Source organism: Flavobacterium nitratireducens, from assembly GCF_029625335.1.
Classification (GTDB): domain Bacteria; phylum Bacteroidota; class Bacteroidia; order Flavobacteriales; family Flavobacteriaceae; genus Flavobacterium; species Flavobacterium nitratireducens.
The window spans coordinates 1,494,896-1,516,849 of the sequence record NZ_CP121111.1; the positions used below are offsets into that span (position 1 = coordinate 1,494,896).

The following is a 21,954-nucleotide window of genomic DNA, read 5'->3' on the forward strand; positions in this document are numbered from 1 at the left end:
CCATTAACCAATTATTATGAAAAACAAATTAATCCTAGCTCTTGACCAAGGAACTACATCTTCAAGAGCTATTTTATTTAACCATGAAGGAGAAATTGTAAATGTGTCTCAAAAAGATTTTGAGCAAATATTTCCTAAACCAGGATGGGTAGAACACGACCCAAATGAAATCTGGTCATCACAAATTAGTGTTGCCGCAGAGGTAATTGCCAAAACAGGAATAAACGGAAAAGAAATTGCAGCGATTGGTATTACCAATCAAAGAGAAACAACTATTGTTTGGGATAGAGAAACAAGCGAGCCAATTTATAATGCTATTGTTTGGCAAGACCGTAGAACTGCAAAATATTGTGATGAGTTGAAAGCACAAGGGCATGCAGACATGATCAAGAAAAAAACAGGTTTAGTTTTAGACGCCTATTTTTCTGGAACCAAAGTAAAATGGATTTTAGATAACGTACCAGGAGCTCGTGAAAAAGCTGAAGCAGGAAAACTATGTTTTGGAACTGTTGATACTTGGCTTATTTGGAAACTAACTCGAGGTAAAATGTTTATGACCGATGTTTCTAATGCCAGTAGAACATTATTACTAAACATCCACACGCTAGAATGGGATGATGAATTATTGGAATTGTTAACTATTCCTAGAGCAATGTTGCCAGCAGTGAAACAAAGCAGTGAAATATATGGTACAACTTGTACAACATTATTTGCTACGGAAATTCCAATTGCAGGTGTTGCAGGAGATCAACAAGCAGCTCTTTTTGGTCAATTATGTACAAAGCCCGGAATGGCTAAAAATACTTATGGGACAGGATGTTTTATGTTGATGAATACAGGTGACAAACTCGTATATTCTAACAACAACCTATTGACTACAGTAGCTTGGAAAATAAACGGAAAGACAACTTACGCATTAGAAGGAAGTGTTTTTGTTGGAGGTGCAGCAGTACAATGGTTGCGCGATGGTGCTAAAATGATTGACTCAGCTTCAGACATCGAAGCTTTAGCAGCAAGTGTACCTGACAACGGTGGTGTTTATTTTGTTCCTGCTTTAACAGGTTTAGGTGCACCTTATTGGGATCAATACGCAAGAGGTGCTATTGTGGGTATTACCAGAGGAACAACAAATGCTCATATTGCTCGCGCTACATTAGAAGGTATTGCTTACCAAGTTTATGATTTAACAAAATCAATGGAAGCAGATTTTGGTGGAAAAGGAACAGAATTAAGAGTAGATGGTGGTGCAGCGGCAAATAATTTAATGATGCAATTTCAATCAGATATTTTTGGTTTCAAAGTGATCAGACCTAAAATACTAGAAACAACTGCCTTAGGAGCAGCTTATTTAGCAGGATTAGCTGTAGGATACTGGGATAGTGTAGAAGACCTACAAGAACAATGGTCAATCGACAAAGAGTTTACTCAAGAAATGCCAACTGAAAACGTTGATAGTTTAATTAAAAACTGGAACAAAGCTGTTGGCCGTGCTTCTAACTGGATCGAAGATTAATAAAAATCATAAAAAATCATAAAAAATGACATCATTTATAGCAGAGTTAATAGGCACAATGCTCCTTATCCTTTTGGGTAATGGAGTAGTTGCGAACGTAGTTCTTAAAGGAACAAAAGGAAACAATTCAGGCTGGATAGTTATTACAGCAGGTTGGGCATTTGCGGTTTTTGTAGCAGTAACTGTAGCAGGACCAATAAGCGGAGCTCACCTAAACCCGGCTGTAACTATTGGATTAGCAATTGCAGGTAAATTTGCTTGGAGCCAAGTTGCTACATATATAATAGCTCAACTTTTAGGAGCGATGTTAGGCGCATTCTTAGTTTGGTTATTCCATAAAGATCACTTTACTATCACAGAAGACGAAGGCGGAAAACTAGCTTGTTTCAGTACAGGACCTGCAATTAGAAACACTGTATCAAATATGATTGGCGAAATAATTGGGACTTTTGTTCTTATTTTTGTAATCTTCTATCTTGCAGGACCAGAACTTAGTATGAGCTCAGCAACAGATGTTAAAATTGGACTTGGTTCAATTGGTGCTTTACCCGTTGCAATATTAGTATGGGCAATTGGTCTTTCTCTAGGAGGTACTACTGGTTACGCCATTAATCCAGCAAGGGACTTAGGCCCTCGTATTATGCACTCCATACTTTTAAAAGGAAGTAGTGATTGGAGTTATGCTTGGATTCCAGTTGTAGCACCAATCATTGGAGCAACTATTGCCGCATACCTTTATATGGCTTTATAATAAAACACCAAAACAAATTCAAACTTTATCTTAGGGGTGTAACTATACATAGCTTGTACTACTGTTTTCTCGTAAAAAAAATAATAAAATCAACGCTCAAATTTAGCGCACCCATTAGATTCAAATTCACCAAAACAATGAAAAAAAATATATTAGCAATACTAGTTTTCTGTGCAGGAATAAATTCATATGCACAAGATATTCCAGCATTGGAAAATTCTAAACCGAGCACCATAGACTTCAATGTTGGATTAAAAACCAGCCATTTATGGAGAGGTTTAGTAATAAACGACGGAATGACCGCTACAGGATTTGTCCATTTAGCGTTAGACAAAAATCAAAATTTGACTACTGGTGTTTGGGGTGGCGCAGGATTTGACGGGAAATACCGTGAAATTGATTATTACATTCAATATCAAAAAAGCAACTTCTCTATTGGATTGTGGGATTTATTTAACACTACAGGAATGACAAGTCCTGAAGTATTTAATTATGATAAACTTACTACAACTCACATCATTGATTTAAGAACATCATACAGTTTTCCTAAATCATTCCCTTTGCGTCTAGAAGCAGACGTATTTCTTTACACTGGTAAAAACGACCGCCAAATAGATGCTAACAATAACTATAACAGTAGATACTCTACTTATGTAGAATTAAGCTATCCAGTTATTGAAAACCAAAAAGTAAATGTAAGCCTTTATGCAGGTGGTGTGTTTGCAATTGACGGAACTTCAAATTTATACAGAGGAGACCAAAGCAAGAATTTTGGTATTGTAAATACTGGATTCAAACTTTCAAAAGAAATTTCAGTGTTAAATTATAAGCTACCTGTTTCTGCAACTGCGATGTGGAATCCCGCTAACAAAATTGCAAGAATACAATTAGCCGTAGATTTATTTTAAGTTTTTACTTGTAGTTTTTTGTTTAAACTTGTTGCCTAAAAACTCTCTTAGATATTTAAGAGAGTTTTTTTTTTTTCAAAAATCGAAATCCGTACCTAGCCTAGCCAGCATAGTAATTAAAATCCCGCAATAAAAAAACTCAGGTTCCCTGTTTTATAAAAGCAACTAAAATAAGCTCTTTATAACACTTGTAAAAGCTGATTTTTTTTAGGCCTTGAAACGAAAAGCCAGAAACAGCTCCTGAAAGAAAACTTAATAAAAACTAAAACATTGTTAATTCTTTAGCTGACATCTTGTCATATCCATTCGAATTCTCTTATCTTTGTAGTCTGAAATTACAACTAATGGAAAAGACTATAGAAGAGAGCAAACAAGGTGAAAGTCTTGTTTTAGAAAACAAACCCGAAAACAACAAAAAACTATACATAGAAAGTTATGGCTGTGCGATGAATTTTTCGGACAGTGAAATCGTTGCTTCGATTTTATCTAGCAACGGATACAACACGACTCAAGTTTTAGAAGAAGCCGACTTGGTTTTAGTTAATACTTGTTCTATTCGTGATAAAGCAGAGCAAACTATCCGCAAACGTCTTGAAAAATACAACGCTGTAAAACGTATTAATTCGAAAATGAAAGTAGGCGTTTTAGGCTGTATGGCTGAACGCTTGAAAAGTCAATTCTTAGAACAAGAAAAAATTGTCGATTTAGTAGTAGGTCCTGATGCGTATAAAGATTTACCTAATCTTTTAACAGAAGTAGAAGAAGGAAGAGATGCCATAAACGTAATCTTATCTAAAGAAGAAACCTATGGAGATATTTCTCCTGTACGATTAATGAGTAATGGAATTACCGCTTTGGTTTCTATCACTCGTGGTTGCGATAACATGTGTACATTTTGTGTAGTTCCTTTTACCAGAGGACGCGAAAGAAGCCGCGAACCACAAAGTATCATGGCAGAAATTCAAGACTTGTATGAAAAAGGGTTTAAAGAGGTTACGCTTTTAGGTCAAAACGTAGATAGTTATTTATGGTATGGTGGCGGATTGAAAAAAGATTTCGACAAAGCCTCTGAAATACAAAAAGCTACTGCCGTAAATTTCGATCAATTATTAGAAATGGTGGCACAGGCATTTCCTAAAATGAGAATTCGTTTTTCGACTTCTAACCCTCAGGATATGCACGAAAGTGTTTTACACGTGATTGCTAAATATCCAAACATTTGCAAACACATTCACTTACCTGTTCAATCAGGAAGCAACCGTATCTTAAAAGAGATGAATCGTTTGCACACTCGAGAAGAGTACATGGAATTAGTTGATAAAATTTACAACATCATACCGGGTTGCGCAATCACTCAAGATATGATTACTGGTTTCCCAACAGAAACTGAGGAAGACCATCAAGACACCTTAAGCTTAATGGAATATGTAAAATACAATTACGGATATATGTTTGCCTATTCTGAAAGACCAGGAACTTTGGCAGAAAGAAAAATGGAAGATGACGTACCTGAAGAAACTAAATTAAGACGCCTCCAGGAAATTGTTGACTTACAGCAAAAACACTCACTTAGTACTTGTCAGGAATTTATTGGTCAAACAGTTGAAGTTTTAATTGATAAAATCTCTAAGAAATCGGCAGCAGAATTCTCAGGAAGAAATTCACAAAATATCACGGTAGTATTCCCTAAAGAAAATTACAAAATTGGTGATTTTGTGAATGTAAAAATCACTTCTTGCACGAGTGGAACATTAAAAGGAGAAGCAGTGGGTTATTCCGATATGAATTAGATTACTTTTTAAAACCACAAATTACACAAATTTTCACAAATTACAATTTATATTGACTTATGTTCTTTCCAATCTAGAATCTAATACTATGGAATATTACAAACAAGAAGAAAATTACAAAATAATTGGAATTTGTATGGAAGTTCATAGAATTTTGGGACCTGGTTTATTAGAAATTGTTTATAAAGATGCTTTAGAAATAGAATTTAGAAATAACAACATCCCTTTTGAAAGGGAAAAAGAATTCGTAATTGAATATAAAGGAAATATACTTCCTCATAAATTTTACGCTGACTTTATTATTTATGATGAGATAATTTTAGAAATAAAAACTGTCAAAGAAATAAACAACGAACACATTGCACAAACTCTCAACTATATCAAGTTAGCCGATTCCCAAATTGGAATCATTGTAAATTTTCAAAACAAATCATTAACCCACAAGCGGTTAGTCATTTAAATTAATTTGTGAAAATTTGTGTAATTTGTGGTAAAACAATAAAAAACAAAAATGACTAAAAAACAACTATTCATTGCAATAGCCACTTTTATACTTGGATTTGGAGTGACTTTTTACATTATGAAGACCTATTTTCCTAAGCATAAAGTAGAAAAAACAACTTCAAACAAACCCATAAAGTACCTTTTATTCAAAATGAACTCTTAGATCAAACATCAAGAAATCAAAACAAGAAACAAAGAACACTTTAAAAACAATAGAAATGGAATCAGTACAAAACATAAAACAACGATTTGAGATTATTGGAAACGACCCAAAGCTCAATCGTGCCATTGAAAAAGCTATTCAAGTGGCTCCTACTGATATTTCAGTATTGGTTACTGGTGAAAGTGGTGTAGGTAAAGAAAATATTCCAAGAATCATTCATTCGCTTTCCCACAGAAAACACGGCAAATACATTGCTGTAAACTGTGGTGCCATTCCAGAAGGAACTATTGACAGTGAACTTTTTGGGCACGAAAAAGGAGCTTTTACCGGAGCGACAAGTACACGTGAAGGCTATTTTGAAGTAGCCAATGGTGGAACTATTTTCTTAGACGAAGTAGGCGAACTTCCGCTAACAACCCAAGTTCGTTTATTAAGAATTCTTGAAAATGGAGAATTCTTAAAAGTAGGTTCATCACAAGTTCAAAAAACAGATGTCCGAATTGTTGCGGCAACCAATGTGAATCTTTTCAGTGCTATTGAAAAAGGAAAATTCCGTGAAGACTTATATTATCGTCTAAGCACAGTGGATATCACTTTACCACCTTTACGAGACAGAAAAGACGACATCCATTTGTTATTTAGAAAATTTGCGGCCGACTTTGCTCATAAATACAAAATGCCTCCATTAAAATTAGATGACAATGCTGTACAGCTTTTGCAAAAATACCGTTGGAGTGGAAACATTAGACAACTTCGAAATGTAGCCGAACAAATTTCAGTTTTAGAAACCAATCGCGATATCACTGCTCCTACCTTGCAATCGTACCTACCTCCTACTGAAGGCAGTAATTTACCATCTGTAATAAGTAGCAATAAGAGCGAAAGTGATTTTAGTACCGAAAGAGATATTTTATACAAAGTACTTTTTGACATGAAAAGTGATTTGAATGATTTAAAGAAACTCACATTGGAACTAATGAAAAGTGGCGCTGCAAAAGCTCAAGATATCAACCCTAATCTTATTCAAAAAATTTACGGCACTAAAGAAGATAACGAAATCGAATTTGAAGAACAAGCGGTAACAACAGTTGTATCACCAACTACACACACTGAAACGTACACAAATCCCGAAGACAATTATTTGTTTGCCGAAACTATTGAAGAAGAGGAAGTATTACGATTAGAGCAAAAAGAAATCGAAATGATCAAAAAATCCTTAGAAAAAAACAAAGGAAAAAGAAAAAGCAGCTGCTGATGAATTAGGAATTTCTGAACGAACCCTTTACCGCAAAATCAAACAATTCGATCTTTAAAAAGAAAAACCAATATTAAAATCCGAAATTGCTCCACCAGTTCGCTAACGCTCGATTCCAAATTCACTATCTTTGACAGACTTTTGAATTTCGAATATTGGAATTTGGAGTTTAAAAATTGGAATTTATTATCTATTTTCATGAAAAAAATACTTTCACTTTTTGCACTAATCACTCTTTTTATGTTGAGTGGTTGCAGCATTTACAATTTTACTGGGACTGGAAAAATTGATGCCAAAACCTTTCAGGTTAATTTTTTCCAAAACAATGCTGATTTAGTTGAACCAGGGATTGACCGAACTTTTACATTAACACTACAGGACATTTTACAAAATCAAACGAATTTGAATTTGGTTAAAAATGGAGCCGACTTGACTTACGAGGGTGAAATCACCGATTACCGCATTAGCCCCATGACAGCCACTGCCGACCAACAAGCTGCCCAAAACCGTTTAAAAATTAGAGTCAATGTACGTTTTACCAATAAGAACAAAGAATCAGACGATTTTGAAAAACCATTTGAATTCTATTACGACTATCCTGCAACTACACAATTACAGGGAGCAGTTTTAAACACAGCATTAAAAGAAATTTTTGACCGAATTACACAAGATATTTTTAATGAATCATTAGCCAAATGGTAATCAATGTTGATTCGGTTATTTGTTCATTCGCCAATTCGATTTAACAAATAACCAAATAACCAAATAAAATTTATGAATGTAACCGATTATACTTATTTAATCAACAACCCTAACACCATTACCGAAAAGCAAACTCTTGCTTTAGAAAAGGTATTGGAGGAGTTTCCGTATTTTCAAAGTGCCCGCGCTTTACGTTTAAAAGGTTTATATAACGAAAATAGTTTTAAGTATAATTCGGCATTAAAAGTAACTGCAGCACATACCACCGACAGAACGGTATTGTTTGATTTCATAAGTTCGGAAGAATTTAATGCCATTCAAAAAGAATTATTCGAGAAAAAAGCGAACGAATTACTTTCGATTAACGTAATTGATAGTGTCGAAATCGTTCCGCCATCATTCAACACGGTTAATCAGGATATTGAAATAGAAACCAAGTCGCTGGACACTATTGAATACGACGAAACAAGTAGTACTCCAGAAGAAAAATTAGAATTAGGTAGACCTTTAGAATTTTCTAAAAATGAAACCCATTCGTTTCAAGAATGGCTACAACTTTCCAGAATACAACCAATAATTAGAGAACCTGAAACCAATAATAATTCAGCAACTCCAAAAAACGAGGATGTTTCGAAGAAGAAAAAAGAAGCAATTATTGATAAATTTATTCAGAGCAATCCCAAGATTCCCGCTATCAAACCAGGAACTCCTACGAACTTTACTTTAGACATCAACAAAGACGATACTACTTCGCTAATGACCGAAACTTTAGCCAAGGTATATTTAGAACAAAAAAAATATCAAAAAGCAATTCAAGCTTATGAAATATTAATTTTGAAATATCCAGAAAAAAGTAGTTTCTTTGCAGACCGCATAGCGGATATTAAGATTTTACAACAAAATAATAATTAAGTAATAATGAGCACATTTTCAATTTTTTTAGTTTTAATAACTATAGTTTGTTTCCTACTGATTGTAGTAATCATGGTTCAAAACCCTAAAGGAGGAGGTTTATCATCTTCAATAGGTGGATCACAAATGTTAGGTGGAGTACAAAAAACTACTGACTTTTTAGATAAAAGTACATGGACTTTAGCTATCGTATTAATCGCTTTGATTCTATTATCTAGCTTAAGTTTTACTGGAAATTTAGGAGACAGTGAATCTAAAATCATTGAAAACACTGAAGCCGCAGCACCTGCAGCACAAACTGCTCCTGCAACTCCGGCGACACCAGCTACGCCAAATTCAGCAAAATAATTACTATCTAAATAGAACAAAAATGCCAGCCTGTCAAAGCTGGCATTTTTTTTAAGAAAAAATGGCAGAAAAAATCGACTGGCATAATTTCTGAATATAGAGAAGCGAAATTTAATTTAATCAATAAAAAAATAAAAAATCATGACATTAAACATTAAACCACTTTCAGACCGAGTTCTGATTGAACCAGTTGCAGCCGAAACTAAGACAGCGTCAGGGATTTTTATTCCAGATACTGCCAAAGAAAAACCACAAAAAGGAACCGTTGTAGCCGTTGGAAATGGCACAAAAGATCATGAAATGACCGTTAAAGTAGGTGACACTGTACTTTACGGTAAATATGCTGGAACCGAATTAAAATTAGAGGGGAAAGACTATTTGATTATGAGAGAAGACGATATTCTTGCAATAATCTAAAATTAAAATTAAGTATTAAGAATTGAGTACAAAGTATTAAGATTTTTAAAGTAATAAACAAAAATGGCAAAAGATATAAAATTCGATATTGAAGCACGTGACGGATTAAAACGTGGAGTTGACGCATTAGCTAATGCAGTAAAAGTAACTTTAGGACCTAAAGGTCGTAATGTAATCATTGGAAAAACATTTGGAGGACCAACTGTTACTAAAGATGGTGTTTCTGTTGCAAAAGAAGTTGAATTGAAAGACCCACTAGAAAACATGGGAGCTCAAATGGTTAAAGAAGTTGCTTCTAAAACTAATGATTTAGCGGGTGACGGAACAACAACTGCAACTGTTTTAGCACAAGCTATTGTAAAAGAAGGTTTGAAAAACGTGGCTGCAGGAGCCAATCCAATGGACTTAAAACGTGGTATCGATAAAGCAGTTGACGCTATCGTAACTGATCTTGCTAAACAATCTCAAGTAGTAGGTAGCGATTCAGACAAAATCAAACAAATCGCTTCTATTTCTGCTAACAATGACGAAGTTATTGGTGAATTAATTGCTACTGCTTTCGCAAAAGTGGGTAAAGAAGGAGTTATTACTGTTGAAGAAGCTAAAGGAACTGACACATTTGTAGATGTTGTAGAAGGAATGCAATTTGACAGAGGATACCTTTCTCCTTATTTTGTTACCAATTCCGAAAAAATGGAAGTGGAATTAGACAGCCCTTACATTTTATTATACGATAAAAAAGTTTCTTCATTAAAAGAATTACTACCAGTTCTTGAGCCAGTTGCTCAATCAGGAAAACCATTATTGATTATTGCTGAAGATGTAGATGGCGAAGCACTTTCTACTTTAGTAGTAAACAAATTGCGTGGAGCATTGAAAATTGCCGCTGTAAAAGCACCTGGATTTGGAGACAGAAGAAAAGCAATGTTAGAAGATATCGCTATCTTAACAGGTGGAACTGTAATATCTGAAGAAAGAGGATACACTCTTGAAAATACTACTATCGAAATGTTAGGAAATGCAAAGAGAGTAGCTATCGATAAAGATAATACAACAATCGTAAGTGGTTCTGGCGATGCAGAAATGATCAAAAACCGCGTGAACCAAATCAAAGGTCAAATGGAAGCAACTACTTCTGACTACGATAAAGAAAAATTACAAGAGCGTTTAGCTAAATTAGCTGGTGGAGTTGCTGTACTTTATGTAGGAGCTGCTTCTGAAGTAGAAATGAAAGAGAAAAAAGACCGTGTTGATGATGCACTTCACGCAACTCGCGCAGCAGTTGAAGAAGGAATTGTTGCCGGTGGTGGTGTAGCTTTATTGAGAGCTAAATCAGTTTTAAGTACTCTTGTGGCTGACAACGCTGACGAAGCTACAGGAATCCAAATCGTTTCACGTGCTGTCGAAGCTCCATTAAGAACTATCGTTGAAAATGCTGGTCTTGAAGGTTCTGTAGTAGTAGCAAAAGTAGCTGAAGGACAAGGTGACTTTGGATACAACGCTAAAACTAACGAGTACGTTGATATGTTAAAAGCAGGTATTATCGATCCTAAGAAAGTAACTCGTGTAGCATTAGAAAATGCAGCATCAGTTTCAGGAATGATTTTAACTACCGAATGTGCTTTAATCGACGTTAAAGAAGAAAATGCAGGTGGTGGAATGCCAATGGGTGGCGGAATGCCAGGAATGATGTAATATCTTCCCACATAGATAAACAAAAAACCGTCTCGTAAATGAGACGGTTTTTTTATACACTTAGTTTTTAAAAGTACTATTTTATTCTTCGTTTTTTGAATGCTTTGTTTTCTTTGTCAATTTAAGTATAACTGGGGAAAGTGTAACAAACACTAATCCAATAACAATAATCTCAATATGTTCTTTTAAATCAATTTGATAATTGTTTAACAAAAAGCCATACAAATAATGTCCTGCAAAAATTAAAGTAAATGACCAAAGAAATGAACTCAATACATTATAAAACATAAACTTTTTTCTGTCCATAGTAACAATTCCAGCTACAATGGGTGCGAAAGTTCTAAAAATTGGTAGAAATCGAGCAAAAATAATCGCTCTTCCTCCATGCCTTTCAAAGAAATCTTTAGATTGAATTAAGTATTGTTTTTTAAACCAAAAACTATCTTGACGATTGTACAAATAATAACCACTCTTAGCACCAAACCAGTAACCTACGATATTTCCTAAAATACCAGCAATAGCCACTAATGTTGAAAGCAAAGTGACATTAATAAAATCGCTTTCAATGAATACAATATTTTCGATTAGTTCTCGATTGTAAATTCCTGCCAAGAACAACAAACTATCGCCTGGCAAAAAGAAACCAGCAAACAATCCTGTTTCGGCAAAAACTATAAACAATACTATATAGATACCCATTTTAACCCCATTTATATCAAAATGGATGTAAAAAAGCGGGTCAATTAAATTTTTCCAATCAAAGTTATTCATTATTCTAATTTTAAGCGATACTATTTGTGCGTGAAAGTAACAATAATTTACCTCAACCACAATTTATTGAATTTGTTTTAAAGTTTTATTAACGAAAAATAGAAGCTTAAAATTAGAATCCTAAAAACTACTCAAGCACTACTCCTTTCTATCGTATTTACAACAAGAATGCAAATTCTCATAATCCTCCTTTGTTGCTTTTACTTCATCAGTATCATGACCTACTTTAGCGATTGCTTTTTTCAAATCAAGCGGATTACACTTCTCTTCATTCATAATAACCGATAATTGATGTGTACCAATATTCCAATCGGCTGTTTTTACTCCTGGGACAGCATAAGCGGCTTTTTCAATTCTTTTTTTACACAACTCACAACTACCATTAACTTCAGTTGTATATTTTAAATTTTTATTTTTTTTCACTTGGGCTTGTGTCGACAATCCAATGATTAGAAATGCAAAAGTGATAATACTATTTTTCATCTTTCTCTTTTTTAAATTATTTAATTTTAAATCGTAATCCAGCATAATACATTTGTCCAAAAACTGGCGCATATAACATAGAAGCATCAAAATTAGTTCCAAAAGGATCATCATTTCCTAATACTGCTTTCATTTGTTTGTAATTACCAATATTTTCCCCTCCCACATAAACTTCAAATGTATCTGAAAAAACACGAGTAAGCTGCGCATTCATTAAAGCATAACTTGGTGAGAAATCAGGCAATCGATCTGCTTCTGGATTGGTTGCCGTTGTAGGCAATTGTTGTTGACCAATCCAATTCAATGTATAATCCATTTTCCATTGCTTTCCTTTTTCCGTAATTGGTGTTTCGTACTCTAAATTACTAAAAAAACGATGTTTTGCTTGAAAAGGTCTTTGAAAATTTCCAGACAAATACTGCGTCTTTGTATCATAAAATTTATACGCTGTTCTTACATTTAAATTACGAATCAACTCATAGTTAAATTCTAATTGTAAACTGTTAGCAAAAGATTTCCCATCTAAATTATAAAACAAAACTTCTTGTGGACTTTGCATAACATCAACAATGGCTTGATTTGAAAAATCAGTTCGATAAACATCTAGGACAACTTCGGCATTTCTATTCAACAATTCGAATTTCTGAGAAAAACTCACCCCATAATTCCAAGCTATTTCTGGATTCAAACCATAAATTTTGCCTGAAGTATCTAAAAATGAAAACCTTCTTGAACTAGCAAATAATTGTTGATTTTCGGCAAAAACATTTGCTGACCGTTTTCCTCTACCAGCCGAAAAACGAAACACGGCTTTTTCCCAAGGATTGTAACGTGCATGCAATCTTGGCGTAAAGAAAGTCCCTAATCGATTATGATTATCAACTCTACCTCCTAAAATCAAACTAAAATTATCTAAGTTATCATAGGTATACTCAAAAAATGCTCCTACCGAATTATCAATTCGACTATAATCGTTGGTATTTACAAATTCTTGATAATTATCGTACGTAAAGTTCAAACCTGCAGCAAACTTATTCATCGTGTTACCAATGATAGAATTAAAAATTAAATTCGAATAATAACTATTTTGCTTGATATTATATAAGTTCAATCCATAATACGATTCTTGATTATGACTATTAAAAGCATTTTGAAAACCGATACTTTGAAAAGGCATTTCTGGAAAAACATAACCAATCTTAGTAGAAACATCAAAACGTTCTGTATTGACTTCTGAACCCCAATAATTAGTAGTTCCTTTGTCTCTATCTTTATCAAAAGCAACTTCTCCACCTTGCTTTTTATCGTTCATGTATCTAAAATTAATAAAACTAACCAAGCCTTTTTCGGCGTTATTATACTGATAACGGTTCATTATATTAATTTGATTCCCCAAAGGTCCATCTAAAAAACCGTCATTATTCATGTCGTTTTTAGTCACTCTAGCATTTCCGTGTAACAACAAGCTTGTTGCCCACTTATCTGAAAGTTGTTTCGTAAGATGCGTATTCAATTCAAAACGGGAATCAGTAGACCCATAAAGATTAAGAAAAAAAGGAATATCGTTAACAGGCTTTAGAAGTTCGGCATTAATTTGCCCCGAAATACTTTCAAAACCATTTACAACACTACCAGCGCCTTTAGTCACTTGAATACTTTCGACCCAAGTTCCAGGAGTAAAAGACAAGCCATAAGCCTGAGAAGCCCCTCTTACAGAAGGAATATTTTCCTCTGTTATCATCAAATAAGGACTTGTTAAACCTAACATTTTTATTTGTTTGGTTCCTGTTATTGCATCCGAAAAATTGACATCGATTGACGGATTTGTTTCAAAACTTTCGGCCAAATTACAACAAGCTGCTTTAAGCAGTTCTTTACTGGTAATCAATGAAGTATTTGAAGTTACGGTATACGATTTTTGAATTCCTTTTTTCTTTTTTACCAATTTTACTTCCTTCAAATCTTCTTGTGAAAATGAGGTAAGGCTTAGTAAAAAAAGTACCAAAGACATGATATTTTTTTGCATAAAAAAATGATTTAAAATGTTGAAATAAAACTATTTGAGAAAAAATCACAAATAGAGGTTGTAATCGTTTAAAAACGATTGGCTATCAAACATTTAAATCAGGCGTAAAAAAGAAATTGATGGTATAATTTAAACAATGGCGGTGCATTTGCATCGCATTGATAGGAAATAGTAGAATTGTTTTTAAAATTCGAAACAGTATTAAAAACAAAACTAGGATTTTCGGTAATAATTAAAGGAGCATCTACTTGAAAAAAGAATGTCTTTACAGTAGCATTATCAGATTTTTTTTGAAAATGAACAAGCTTATTGGAGCAACAGGAAAGTGTTTTTTTCTTAATTGCACAACATTTTTTTGAATGTTCAACTGTAGAATACGCAGATTTTATAGTAACATCTGCTATCTTGTTACCACAGTAATGCACCTCAAATGCTAAACCTACATTGGAAACCAATAGTAGGAAAGCCAAAAACATACCGATGCATTTTCTTAATTTCATGATGCAAAAGTAAAAAAATAAAACGGACTAAAAAATCAAAAGAATGTTAATAACTAAAATTCAAACTCCTGCCCCATCAACGGAATTGAACATTTAAATCCGTATTGTTCTCTCATCTTAATTCGTAATTCATCTGCAGCGTTTGATTCACCATGAACTAAAAATACTTTTTGTGGTCTGTTTTTTAATTCCGATAGCCAATCCAATAAATCAGCTTGATCTCCATGAGCAGAAAACCCTTTTATTTCAACAATTTTAGCTCTCACTTTATAATATTCGCCAAAAATCTTAATAGACTTCGCTCCTTCAATTAATTTTCTACCTCGGGTTCCTTCTGCTTGATAACCTACAATTAAAATTGTTGTCTCAGCTATCCCTATATAATTTTCTAAATAACTTAAAACTCTGCCTCCTGTAATCATTCCGCTTGCAGCAATAACCACCTTTGGTCCTTTATGATTAATCGCTGCTAAAGTTTCTTCATAATCAGAATTAATCACAAACATTTTACTCATTTCCCGACAATCGTCAAGACTTAGTTTATGCCAGTTGGTATTATTAAAAAAAACTTCAAAAGCCCCTACTCCCATTGGCGAATCAACAATAAAAGGAATAGTAGGCAACCTTCCTTCTTTCTTCAATTCCCAAAGTAAAAACATAATACTTTGAGCCCTTTCTACAGCAAAACTTGGAATAATAACCGTTCCTCCTTTTTTGTACGTTTCTTTGATATGAGTGACTAATTCTAATTTTGGGTCGTTATCTGGATGCAATCGATCACCATAGGTGCTTTCTAGAAAAACCAAATCAGCCTTTTGGGGCTTCACAGGTGGATGCAATAAAACATCATTATTGCGTCCGATATCTCCCGAAAACACTAGCGTTTTCCCTTCTACCTGAACACTGATACTACAGGCCCCTATGATATGTCCTGCCAAAAAATATCTAGCTTCTATTCCTCCTCCCAAATTCAAAATCGTATCAGGAGCAACAACTGTGAGTAATGGAAATACTTTTTTAGCCTGATCCACAGTATACAATGGTTCGGCAATTTCATATTTTGAAGAATTTTTCTGATTGGCTTTCAAAGCATCTTCTTCTTGAATTTTGGCACTATCGATTAAAATTAATTTGGTAATTTCTAAGGTGGGAGCTGTACAATAAATTTTACCCGTAAATCCTTGTTCAACTAATCTGGGCAACCAACCACAATGATCTAAATGTCCATGAGTTAATAAAACGAAGTCAATGGTTGATGCCAAAACTGGAATGGGTGCCCAATTCAATTCGCGCAAAGGTTTAATTCCTTGAAACAATCCACAATCGACTAAAAAACGAACTTCATCAGTTTCAACTAAAGTTTTAGAACCTGTTACAGTCCCAGCGGCTCCTATAAATTTAATTTTCATAATGCGATTTTTTTCATTAATAACATTTACACAAATCGGCAACTTCTTTCAACACATTGTTAATTCGTCCAGAACTAATTCCTATTTCTTTTAAACCCAATTTATTCCCTATCAATTCCTTGACTAGTATAATATCTAGTAATAATAATTTTTCTTTTTCAGCCTTGGTTAATGTTGTCAAACAAGTAACAGGATACAAACAATCGTGGTTATTTCTGGATTTTAAACTTCGTTTTTCTGGATAATCCCAACTCAACAAATTAATCCCAGAACACTCCGCAAAAGCAATTGCATCGGCTGTAAAGCGAGTATTGGTTACAATCCAACAATTGGAAATTTTTTCTTTAGTTGAAAATAAAGTAAAACCTTTATGCCTTAAATCATTAAATCGAGAAAAAACATACAAGGGCACTTTTACATCAGATGCTGCTTCTCTACCTCCATGAAATTTACATTCTACCATCGAAACTACATTGTTCTTTTTTATCAATATATCCACCTCATGCATCACACAATTGCCTTGTAAAACTACATTAGTCTTGGTTTCATACTTTTCAGCTTCAAAAAGTCGGGCAATATATTTTTCAAAATAAAATCCTTCTGGACCTAACATTTCTATTGCTGCTCTAAGATTGTATCGGGCAGCATGCGAATTAGTATGTTTTTTTAAAAGAGCAAATGCTTTCTTGTAAATATTTTTAGTCGAAATACCATCGTAAATCTCATTACTAATTTCTTTCATAATGGATTCAGCTGTAAATACATCTGCACCTGATTTCAAAAGAGAGCTTATAAGTTTATCCGGATTAAAATTGACTACTGCACCTGAATGCTTAACTATTTTCATATCGCTATAATTTCTTATTAACCAATCCAATAACTTACTTAAAGTTACACAATTAAATTAAGAATTTCGCTTTTGAAAATAAAATCCAGGAATAAAAAGTAAAACAAAAATAGGCTGAATCAGAAACCTTCGAACATAAAAAAGCAGTAAATTATTTTCAGAACCATAAATATGGATAACTAAAAACATTGTTATCAGTAACAAAACGAAGGCTATTGAATATAAAAAAACCGAAAACCGAATCATCATTCGATCTTTGAAAATAACATAAATTAATCCTAATGAAATTCCCGTATTCAAACTATATCGAAACAATAAATTTAGAATTAACTTAACAGTATCAAACTCGGGCAATGGTAAATTATTAAAATCGCTTTTAAAATAGTCCAAGAACGGATCATAAAACAGGATATTTTCATAAAATCGTACCAAAACAAAACAAAGCAATAAGCTGAAAGCAACAAACAACCTTACTACTATTGGAAAATATTTATTTTGCATACAAAGAAAATTTATTGACCCAAACTACCCACAAAACAAAAACTACCCCATAAATAAAAAGAGGAAAAACAACATCATGCAAAATAGTTTTATGTTGAGGCAACCAATACAAAGCAGAACACAATAATGCAATTCGAACCACATTTAGAGCATAAATAAAAATACTTCCTCCTAAAACATACAACAAAGTTGGTTTTAATTTACCCGAAAAAGCAACAATAAATGAAACAAATAAGATAATTACACTTACAGAATTACACCCTTCAATCATTTTAGCAACCACTAACTGATTGTATTCCAATAAAATTAAAGCTTTTTTAGGAGTATTTAGAACCAAAAAATCAACTTTAAAAAACCGAAGTAATTGTTCGGTATTATAAGCAACAAAACGAGTAATAAAATCTACAGAATTTACATCATAACTAGACAAATAGGCTTGATAAACCAATGTTAAAACCAGATAAGTCAAGAAAAACTTGGTCAAAAAAATCAAAAAGGGACGATATAGAATGAGGTATTTTTTCAAGTTTATGATTTTTATCAAAATTATAACTTTTTCAAATGCTATTTTGAAATACTTTTGTCAAAATCAAAAACTAAAAAATGGATTTTTCAAAACTACATTCTAATATAATTTCAATTATTGAAAACAAAACGCTTAAAAGAGACGAAAAACTTTTAGCTATTTGTGAATTATTAAATCAAAATGTACCCTATTATAACTGGGTAGGGTTCTATTTTGCCAATCATGAAACACAAACACTACATTTAGGTCCTTACGTAGGCGCACCAACTGACCATACGGTTATCCCTTTTGGAAAAGGGATTTGCGGTCAAGTTGCAGTTTCTAACAATAACTTTGTTGTTCCGGATGTCTCAGCACAGGACAATTACATCGCCTGTAGTTTTACCGTAAAATCAGAAATTGTGGTTCCTTTATTTGTAAACGGAATAAACATAGGACAAATCGACATTGACAGCCATGAAATAGATCCTTTTACATCTGAAGATGAACGTTTCTTAGAATTTGTAAATCAACAAGTAGCCCAATTATTTTAAAAAGTTAAATTAACAACAGCAAATATTGCCGATTCAAAATAAAGTATTACTTTTGCTGCCGTCTTACAATAAATGTACGACATACATAAAAATCATTTAAATAATATTAGCATGTATTTAACTAAAGAAGGAAAAGCGGAAATTTTCGCTCAACACGGAGGAAAAGCAGAAAACACTGGTTCTGCAGAAGGACAAATCGCTTTGTTCTCATTCAGAATCAACCACTTGACTGAGCACTTAAAAAGAAATCGTCACGATTACAACACTGAGCGTTCACTAGTGAAATTAGTAGGTAAAAGAAGATCTTTACTTGACTACTTGAAAAAGAAAGATATCAACAGATATCGTGAAATCATCAAAGTATTGGGTATCAGAAAATAATCAATACAAAAAAGAGGTGCGCAAGTACCTCTTTTTGTTTTTTAAAATATTTCAATAATTCTCATCCAGAATTATTTTAAAACCATTAAGAAATTAAGAAAGTTAAGATTTAAAAAACTTAATAAAACTAAATTGCTTAATTGTAAATAAAAAACCTTAATCGTTTATTTAATATTTTTAAGGTTCAAACAATAAAAAAAAGTTTGGTTTTTCATTGGACACAACAACTACAACAACACAACTATCGTCCGTAGTATAACCAAAACAAAGGAAAATTTATGATTCCACAAGTAAAACAAGAAATTATCGATTTAGGAGATGGAAGAAGCATCTCAATCGAAACTGGTAAATTAGCCAAACAAGCTGACGGTTCAGTAGTAGTGCGTTTAGGAAACTGTATGTTGCTTGCAACTGCAGTATCTGCAAGAACTGCTAACCCAGGTGTTGACTTTTTACCATTAACGGTAGATTACCGTGAAAAATTTGCTGCAGCAGGTCGTTTCCCTGGAGGTTTCTTCAAAAGAGAAGCACGTCCAAGCGACAGCGAAGTATTAACAATGCGTTTAGTTGACCGTGTATTACGTCCACTTTTCCCAGATGATTACCACGCTGAAACTCAGGTAATGATTCAGTTAATGTCTCATGACGACAACGTTATGCCAGACGCTTTAGCTGGATTAGCAGCATCAGCAGCATTAGCTGTATCTGATATTCCATTTTACAATTTAATTTCTGAAGTACGTGTTGCACGTATTGATGGTAAATTGGTTATCAACCCTAGCAGAGCAGAATTAGAAAAATCAGACATCGATATGATGATTGGGGCTTCTATGGATTCTGTTGCGATGGTAGAAGGTGAAATGAAAGAGATTTCAGAAGCCGAAATGATTGAAGCAATTAAATTTGCTCACGAAGCGATCAAAGTTCAAATTCTTGCGCAACAACGTTTAAGAGCTACATTAGGAAATCCTGAATACAGAACTTACGAAGGTGAAGTAGAAGACGAAGCAGTTTACGCAAAAGTAAAAGCGGCCGCTTATGACAAATGCTATGCAATTGCTCAGGAAGCTTCAGGAAAAAGCGAAAGAGGAGAAAAATTTGCTGCTGTAAAAGAAGAAGCAAAAGCTCTATTTACAGAAGAAGAATATGCTGAAAATGCTGACTTAGCAGGATTAGTTGGTAAATATTTCTACAAAACAAATAAAGAAGCGGTTCGTAACGTAATCCTTGAAAAAGGACTTCGTTTAGACGGTAGAAAGACAACAGAAATCAGACCAATCTGGTGTGAAACGGATTACTTACCATCAGTTCACGGTTCTTCTTTATTTACACGTGGAGAAACTCAGGCTTTAGCCACTGTTACTCTTGGAACTTCAAGAGAAGCTAACCAAATTGACTCTCCATCTGAACAAGGCGAAGAAAAATTCTATTTACATTACAATTTCCCTCCATTCTCAACTGGTGAAGCTAAACCTTTAAGAGGAACTTCAAGAAGAGAAGTAGGACACGGAAACTTAGCACAACGTGCTTTAAAAAATATGATCCCTGCAGATTGCCCTTACACCATCCGTGTGGTTTCTGAAGTATTAGAATCGAATGGTTCATCTTCTATGGCTACCGTATGTGCAGGAACAATGGCATTAATGGATGCTGGAGTTCGAATGGTTAAACCAGTTTCTGGAATTGCAATGGGATTAATCACTGACGGAGAAAAATTCGCAGTATTATCAGATATCTTAGGAGATGAAGATCACTTAGGAGATATGGACTTTAAAGTAACCGGAACTGCAGACGGTATTACGGCTTGCCAAATGGACATCAAAATCGAAGGATTGCGTTATGACATTATGGAACAAGCTTTAGCTCAAGCTCGTGATGGACGTTTACACATTTTAGGAAAATTAACTGAAACTATCGCTGCTCCTAGAGAAGATGTTAAGGCTCATGCTCCTAAAATCATCACTAGAACTATCCCTGGAAGTTACATTGGAGCATTAATAGGACCTGGTGGAAAAGTGATTCAAGATTTACAAAAAGCAACAGGTACAACTATCGTTATTAACGAAGTAGACGAACAAGGTGTAGTTGAAATTTTAGGAACTGATCCTGCTGGAATTAAAGCGGTATTAGCTAAAATTGACTCCATCACTTTCAAACCTCAAATGGGTGAAGCCTACGAAGTAAAAGTAGTTAAAATGTTAGATTTTGGTGCTGTTGTAGAATATACTGCTGCTCCAGGAAACGAAGTTTTATTACACGTATCTGAGTTGGCTTGGGAACGTACCGAAAACGTTGCTGATGTAGTTAAAATGGGCGATGTATTCCAAGTAAAATACTTAGGAATCGACCCTAAAACTAAAAAAGAGAAAGTGTCTAAAAAAGCACTTGTACCTCGTCCTCCACGTGAGGCTAAACAAGAGTAATCAGATCTTAGTTTACTAAAGGTTTATTATAGGAAACCCGTTCGCCCTGACGAACGGGTTTTTTTTGATTAAAAAGTGACAATTATTTTTTTAGCTATAATTCTCATAAAAAACATATCTTTATTGTTTTTAATCTTAAAAAATACTCACTATGCCTTTAAAAGTTGTTCAAATCTCACAAATAAACCAAGTGCCTTTTATTATTTCAAATGCAAATGAGGCCAGTTATCCATTATCACCTTTAGTATCTACCAATTTATTCACTCCGGCAAATGGCGACCAAATTTTAAAAATCAGAGTCACACTTTACATTGATGCTGCCGATAAAGAATTACCTTGGGTAGAACCTAATCCAGAAGAAATTGACAATTCATTGCAATTGTATTTTGATTACAACTATCAAGAAGAAAAACCAGTAAGTTTAAATGTTTGGTATATGGAGTTGGATTACTCCTCTGACAACTTAACAGAAATAACAAGTATTACATCGTATTTAAAAGATATTGATCCAGAAACTTCTAAGGGAACCACAACAAAAATATAATTGAATTAATGTTCAAAAAAACATTTTTTTATTTCTTTTCTATTGCTTTTTT

The 21,954-nt window shown here is 33.7% G+C and carries 22 protein-coding genes and 1 pseudogene; 15 read left to right on the forward strand and 8 right to left on the reverse strand.

Features of this window, described 5'->3' with window-relative positions:
* Window positions 1-16: 16 nt before the first annotated feature.
* The 11 genes and pseudogenes from glpK to groL all read left to right on the forward strand — a co-directional run bounded on the left by glpK (window position 17) and on the right by groL (window position 10,958).
* Window positions 17-1,513: a glycerol kinase GlpK gene (glpK, locus tag P5P90_RS07125; RefSeq protein ID WP_278036448.1), complete on the forward strand. Its 1,497-nt coding sequence runs from the start codon at window positions 17-19 to the stop codon at window positions 1,511-1,513.
* Between the two features lie 25 nt (window positions 1,514-1,538).
* A complete protein-coding gene (locus P5P90_RS07130) occupies window positions 1,539-2,264 on the forward strand; it encodes an MIP/aquaporin family protein (protein WP_278034066.1) in 726 nt (241 codons plus the stop codon).
* 137 nt (window positions 2,265-2,401) lie between these two features.
* Window positions 2,402-3,172: a hypothetical protein gene (locus P5P90_RS07135; protein ID WP_278034067.1), complete on the forward strand. Its 771-nt coding sequence runs from the start codon at window positions 2,402-2,404 to the stop codon at window positions 3,170-3,172.
* A 344-nt stretch (window positions 3,173-3,516) separates the two neighbouring features.
* Window positions 3,517-4,962, forward strand: coding sequence for a tRNA (N6-isopentenyl adenosine(37)-C2)-methylthiotransferase MiaB (gene miaB / locus P5P90_RS07140; RefSeq protein ID WP_278034068.1), 1,446 nt, complete (start codon window positions 3,517-3,519; stop codon window positions 4,960-4,962).
* 88 nt (window positions 4,963-5,050) lie between these two features.
* On the forward strand, window positions 5,051-5,422 hold the full coding sequence (locus P5P90_RS07145) for a GxxExxY protein (RefSeq protein WP_278034069.1): 372 nt from the start codon (window positions 5,051-5,053) through the stop codon (window positions 5,420-5,422).
* A 262-nt stretch (window positions 5,423-5,684) separates the two neighbouring features.
* Window positions 5,685-6,942 (forward strand): annotated as a pseudogene (locus P5P90_RS07150) (sigma-54 interaction domain-containing protein).
* 140 nt (window positions 6,943-7,082) lie between these two features.
* Window positions 7,083-7,586, forward strand: coding sequence for an LptE family protein (locus P5P90_RS07155; protein ID WP_278034070.1), 504 nt, complete (start codon window positions 7,083-7,085; stop codon window positions 7,584-7,586).
* A gap of 72 nt (window positions 7,587-7,658) precedes the next feature.
* The gene (locus tag P5P90_RS07160) at window positions 7,659-8,498 is read left to right on the forward strand and encodes a tetratricopeptide repeat protein (RefSeq protein ID WP_278034071.1); all 840 of its coding nucleotides are present in this window, start codon (window positions 7,659-7,661) and stop codon (window positions 8,496-8,498) included.
* Window positions 8,499-8,504: 6 nt separating this feature from the next.
* Window positions 8,505-8,846, forward strand: a complete 342-nt coding sequence (gene secG / locus P5P90_RS07165; protein ID WP_278034072.1) for a preprotein translocase subunit SecG — start codon at window positions 8,505-8,507, stop codon at window positions 8,844-8,846.
* Window positions 8,847-8,987: 141 nt separating this feature from the next.
* Entirely contained in the window at window positions 8,988-9,263 is a 276-nt protein-coding gene (locus tag P5P90_RS07170; protein ID WP_066326736.1) for a co-chaperone GroES, read from the forward strand.
* 63 nt (window positions 9,264-9,326) lie between these two features.
* On the forward strand, window positions 9,327-10,958 hold the full coding sequence (gene groL, locus P5P90_RS07175; protein WP_278034073.1) for a chaperonin GroEL: 1,632 nt from the start codon (window positions 9,327-9,329) through the stop codon (window positions 10,956-10,958).
* 81 nt (window positions 10,959-11,039) lie between these two features.
* Here groL and P5P90_RS07180 read toward each other — a convergent pair whose 3' ends face one another.
* The 8 genes from P5P90_RS07180 to xrtF all read right to left on the reverse strand — a co-directional run bounded on the left by P5P90_RS07180 (window position 11,040) and on the right by xrtF (window position 18,021).
* The gene (locus P5P90_RS07180; protein ID WP_278034074.1) at window positions 11,040-11,729 is read right to left on the reverse strand and encodes a DedA family protein; all 690 of its coding nucleotides are present in this window, start codon (window positions 11,727-11,729) and stop codon (window positions 11,040-11,042) included.
* Between the two features lie 138 nt (window positions 11,730-11,867).
* Window positions 11,868-12,212, reverse strand: a complete 345-nt coding sequence (locus P5P90_RS07185; protein ID WP_278034075.1) for a heavy-metal-associated domain-containing protein — start codon at window positions 12,210-12,212, stop codon at window positions 11,868-11,870.
* Window positions 12,213-12,228: 16 nt separating this feature from the next.
* Window positions 12,229-14,238 (reverse strand): TonB-dependent receptor plug domain-containing protein, encoded by a 2,010-nt coding sequence (locus P5P90_RS07190; RefSeq protein WP_278034076.1) that lies wholly within the window; start codon window positions 14,236-14,238, stop codon window positions 12,229-12,231.
* Window positions 14,239-14,336: 98 nt separating this feature from the next.
* The gene (locus P5P90_RS07195; RefSeq protein WP_278034077.1) at window positions 14,337-14,738 is read right to left on the reverse strand and encodes an HYC_CC_PP family protein; all 402 of its coding nucleotides are present in this window, start codon (window positions 14,736-14,738) and stop codon (window positions 14,337-14,339) included.
* 53 nt (window positions 14,739-14,791) lie between these two features.
* Window positions 14,792-16,147: an MBL fold metallo-hydrolase RNA specificity domain-containing protein gene (locus tag P5P90_RS07200; RefSeq protein WP_278034078.1), complete on the reverse strand. Its 1,356-nt coding sequence runs from the start codon at window positions 16,145-16,147 to the stop codon at window positions 14,792-14,794.
* A 16-nt stretch (window positions 16,148-16,163) separates the two neighbouring features.
* Window positions 16,164-16,994: a restriction endonuclease gene (locus tag P5P90_RS07205; protein ID WP_278034079.1), complete on the reverse strand. Its 831-nt coding sequence runs from the start codon at window positions 16,992-16,994 to the stop codon at window positions 16,164-16,166.
* A 57-nt stretch (window positions 16,995-17,051) separates the two neighbouring features.
* Window positions 17,052-17,495: an exosortase F system-associated membrane protein gene (locus P5P90_RS07210; RefSeq protein ID WP_278034080.1), complete on the reverse strand. Its 444-nt coding sequence runs from the start codon at window positions 17,493-17,495 to the stop codon at window positions 17,052-17,054.
* Window positions 17,485-18,021 carry an exosortase family protein XrtF gene (gene xrtF, locus P5P90_RS07215; RefSeq protein WP_278034081.1) on the reverse strand — a complete coding sequence of 179 codons (537 nt, stop codon included), beginning with the start codon at window positions 18,019-18,021 and terminating at the stop codon, window positions 17,485-17,487. The genes P5P90_RS07210 and xrtF overlap by 11 nt, the downstream gene beginning before the upstream one ends.
* 77 nt (window positions 18,022-18,098) lie before the next feature.
* On the opposite strand from xrtF, the gene P5P90_RS07220 reads away from it, so the two are divergent.
* The 4 genes from P5P90_RS07220 (at window position 18,099) to P5P90_RS07235 (ending at window position 21,902) form a co-directional block, all read left to right on the forward strand.
* Entirely contained in the window at window positions 18,099-18,554 is a 456-nt protein-coding gene (locus tag P5P90_RS07220) for a GAF domain-containing protein (RefSeq protein ID WP_278034082.1), read from the forward strand.
* A 111-nt stretch (window positions 18,555-18,665) separates the two neighbouring features.
* Window positions 18,666-18,935, forward strand: coding sequence for a 30S ribosomal protein S15 (gene rpsO / locus P5P90_RS07225; protein WP_026712305.1), 270 nt, complete (start codon window positions 18,666-18,668; stop codon window positions 18,933-18,935).
* A 278-nt stretch (window positions 18,936-19,213) separates the two neighbouring features.
* On the forward strand, window positions 19,214-21,358 hold the full coding sequence (locus P5P90_RS07230; RefSeq protein ID WP_278034083.1) for a polyribonucleotide nucleotidyltransferase: 2,145 nt from the start codon (window positions 19,214-19,216) through the stop codon (window positions 21,356-21,358).
* A gap of 151 nt (window positions 21,359-21,509) precedes the next feature.
* Window positions 21,510-21,902 carry a hypothetical protein gene (locus tag P5P90_RS07235; RefSeq protein WP_278034084.1) on the forward strand — a complete coding sequence of 131 codons (393 nt, stop codon included), beginning with the start codon at window positions 21,510-21,512 and terminating at the stop codon, window positions 21,900-21,902.
* Window positions 21,903-21,954 lie beyond the last annotated feature (52 nt).

Bases quoted from the DNA above. Each gene is read 5' to 3' on its own strand.
- P5P90_RS07160 (WP_278034071.1), top strand. From the start codon at position 7,659: ATGAATGTAACCGATTATACTTATTTAATCAACAACCCTAACACCATT.
- groL (WP_278034073.1), top strand. From the start codon at position 9,327: ATGGCAAAAGATATAAAATTCGATATTGAAGCACGTGACGGATTAAAA.
- glpK (WP_278036448.1), top strand. From the start codon at position 17: ATGAAAAACAAATTAATCCTAGCTCTTGACCAAGGAACTACATCTTCA.
- P5P90_RS07220 (WP_278034082.1), top strand. From the start codon at position 18,099: ATGGATTTTTCAAAACTACATTCTAATATAATTTCAATTATTGAAAAC.
- secG (WP_278034072.1), top strand. From the start codon at position 8,505: ATGAGCACATTTTCAATTTTTTTAGTTTTAATAACTATAGTTTGTTTC.
- P5P90_RS07130 (WP_278034066.1), top strand. From the start codon at position 1,539: ATGACATCATTTATAGCAGAGTTAATAGGCACAATGCTCCTTATCCTT.
- P5P90_RS07155 (WP_278034070.1), top strand. From the start codon at position 7,083: ATGAAAAAAATACTTTCACTTTTTGCACTAATCACTCTTTTTATGTTG.
- P5P90_RS07190 (WP_278034076.1), bottom strand. From the start codon at position 14,238: ATGCAAAAAAATATCATGTCTTTGGTACTTTTTTTACTAAGCCTTACC.
- P5P90_RS07170 (WP_066326736.1), top strand. From the start codon at position 8,988: ATGACATTAAACATTAAACCACTTTCAGACCGAGTTCTGATTGAACCA.
- P5P90_RS07235 (WP_278034084.1), top strand. From the start codon at position 21,510: ATGCCTTTAAAAGTTGTTCAAATCTCACAAATAAACCAAGTGCCTTTT.
- miaB (WP_278034068.1), top strand. From the start codon at position 3,517: ATGGAAAAGACTATAGAAGAGAGCAAACAAGGTGAAAGTCTTGTTTTA.
- P5P90_RS07195 (WP_278034077.1), bottom strand. From the start codon at position 14,738: ATGAAATTAAGAAAATGCATCGGTATGTTTTTGGCTTTCCTACTATTG.
- rpsO (WP_026712305.1), top strand. From the start codon at position 18,666: ATGTATTTAACTAAAGAAGGAAAAGCGGAAATTTTCGCTCAACACGGA.
- P5P90_RS07200 (WP_278034078.1), bottom strand. From the start codon at position 16,147: ATGAAAATTAAATTTATAGGAGCCGCTGGGACTGTAACAGGTTCTAAA.
- P5P90_RS07185 (WP_278034075.1), bottom strand. From the start codon at position 12,212: ATGAAAAATAGTATTATCACTTTTGCATTTCTAATCATTGGATTGTCG.
- P5P90_RS07210 (WP_278034080.1), bottom strand. From the start codon at position 17,495: ATGCAAAATAAATATTTTCCAATAGTAGTAAGGTTGTTTGTTGCTTTC.
- P5P90_RS07205 (WP_278034079.1), bottom strand. From the start codon at position 16,994: ATGAAAATAGTTAAGCATTCAGGTGCAGTAGTCAATTTTAATCCGGAT.
- P5P90_RS07135 (WP_278034067.1), top strand. From the start codon at position 2,402: ATGAAAAAAAATATATTAGCAATACTAGTTTTCTGTGCAGGAATAAAT.
- P5P90_RS07180 (WP_278034074.1), bottom strand. From the start codon at position 11,729: ATGAATAACTTTGATTGGAAAAATTTAATTGACCCGCTTTTTTACATC.
- P5P90_RS07145 (WP_278034069.1), top strand. From the start codon at position 5,051: ATGGAATATTACAAACAAGAAGAAAATTACAAAATAATTGGAATTTGT.
- P5P90_RS07230 (WP_278034083.1), top strand. From the start codon at position 19,214: ATGATTCCACAAGTAAAACAAGAAATTATCGATTTAGGAGATGGAAGA.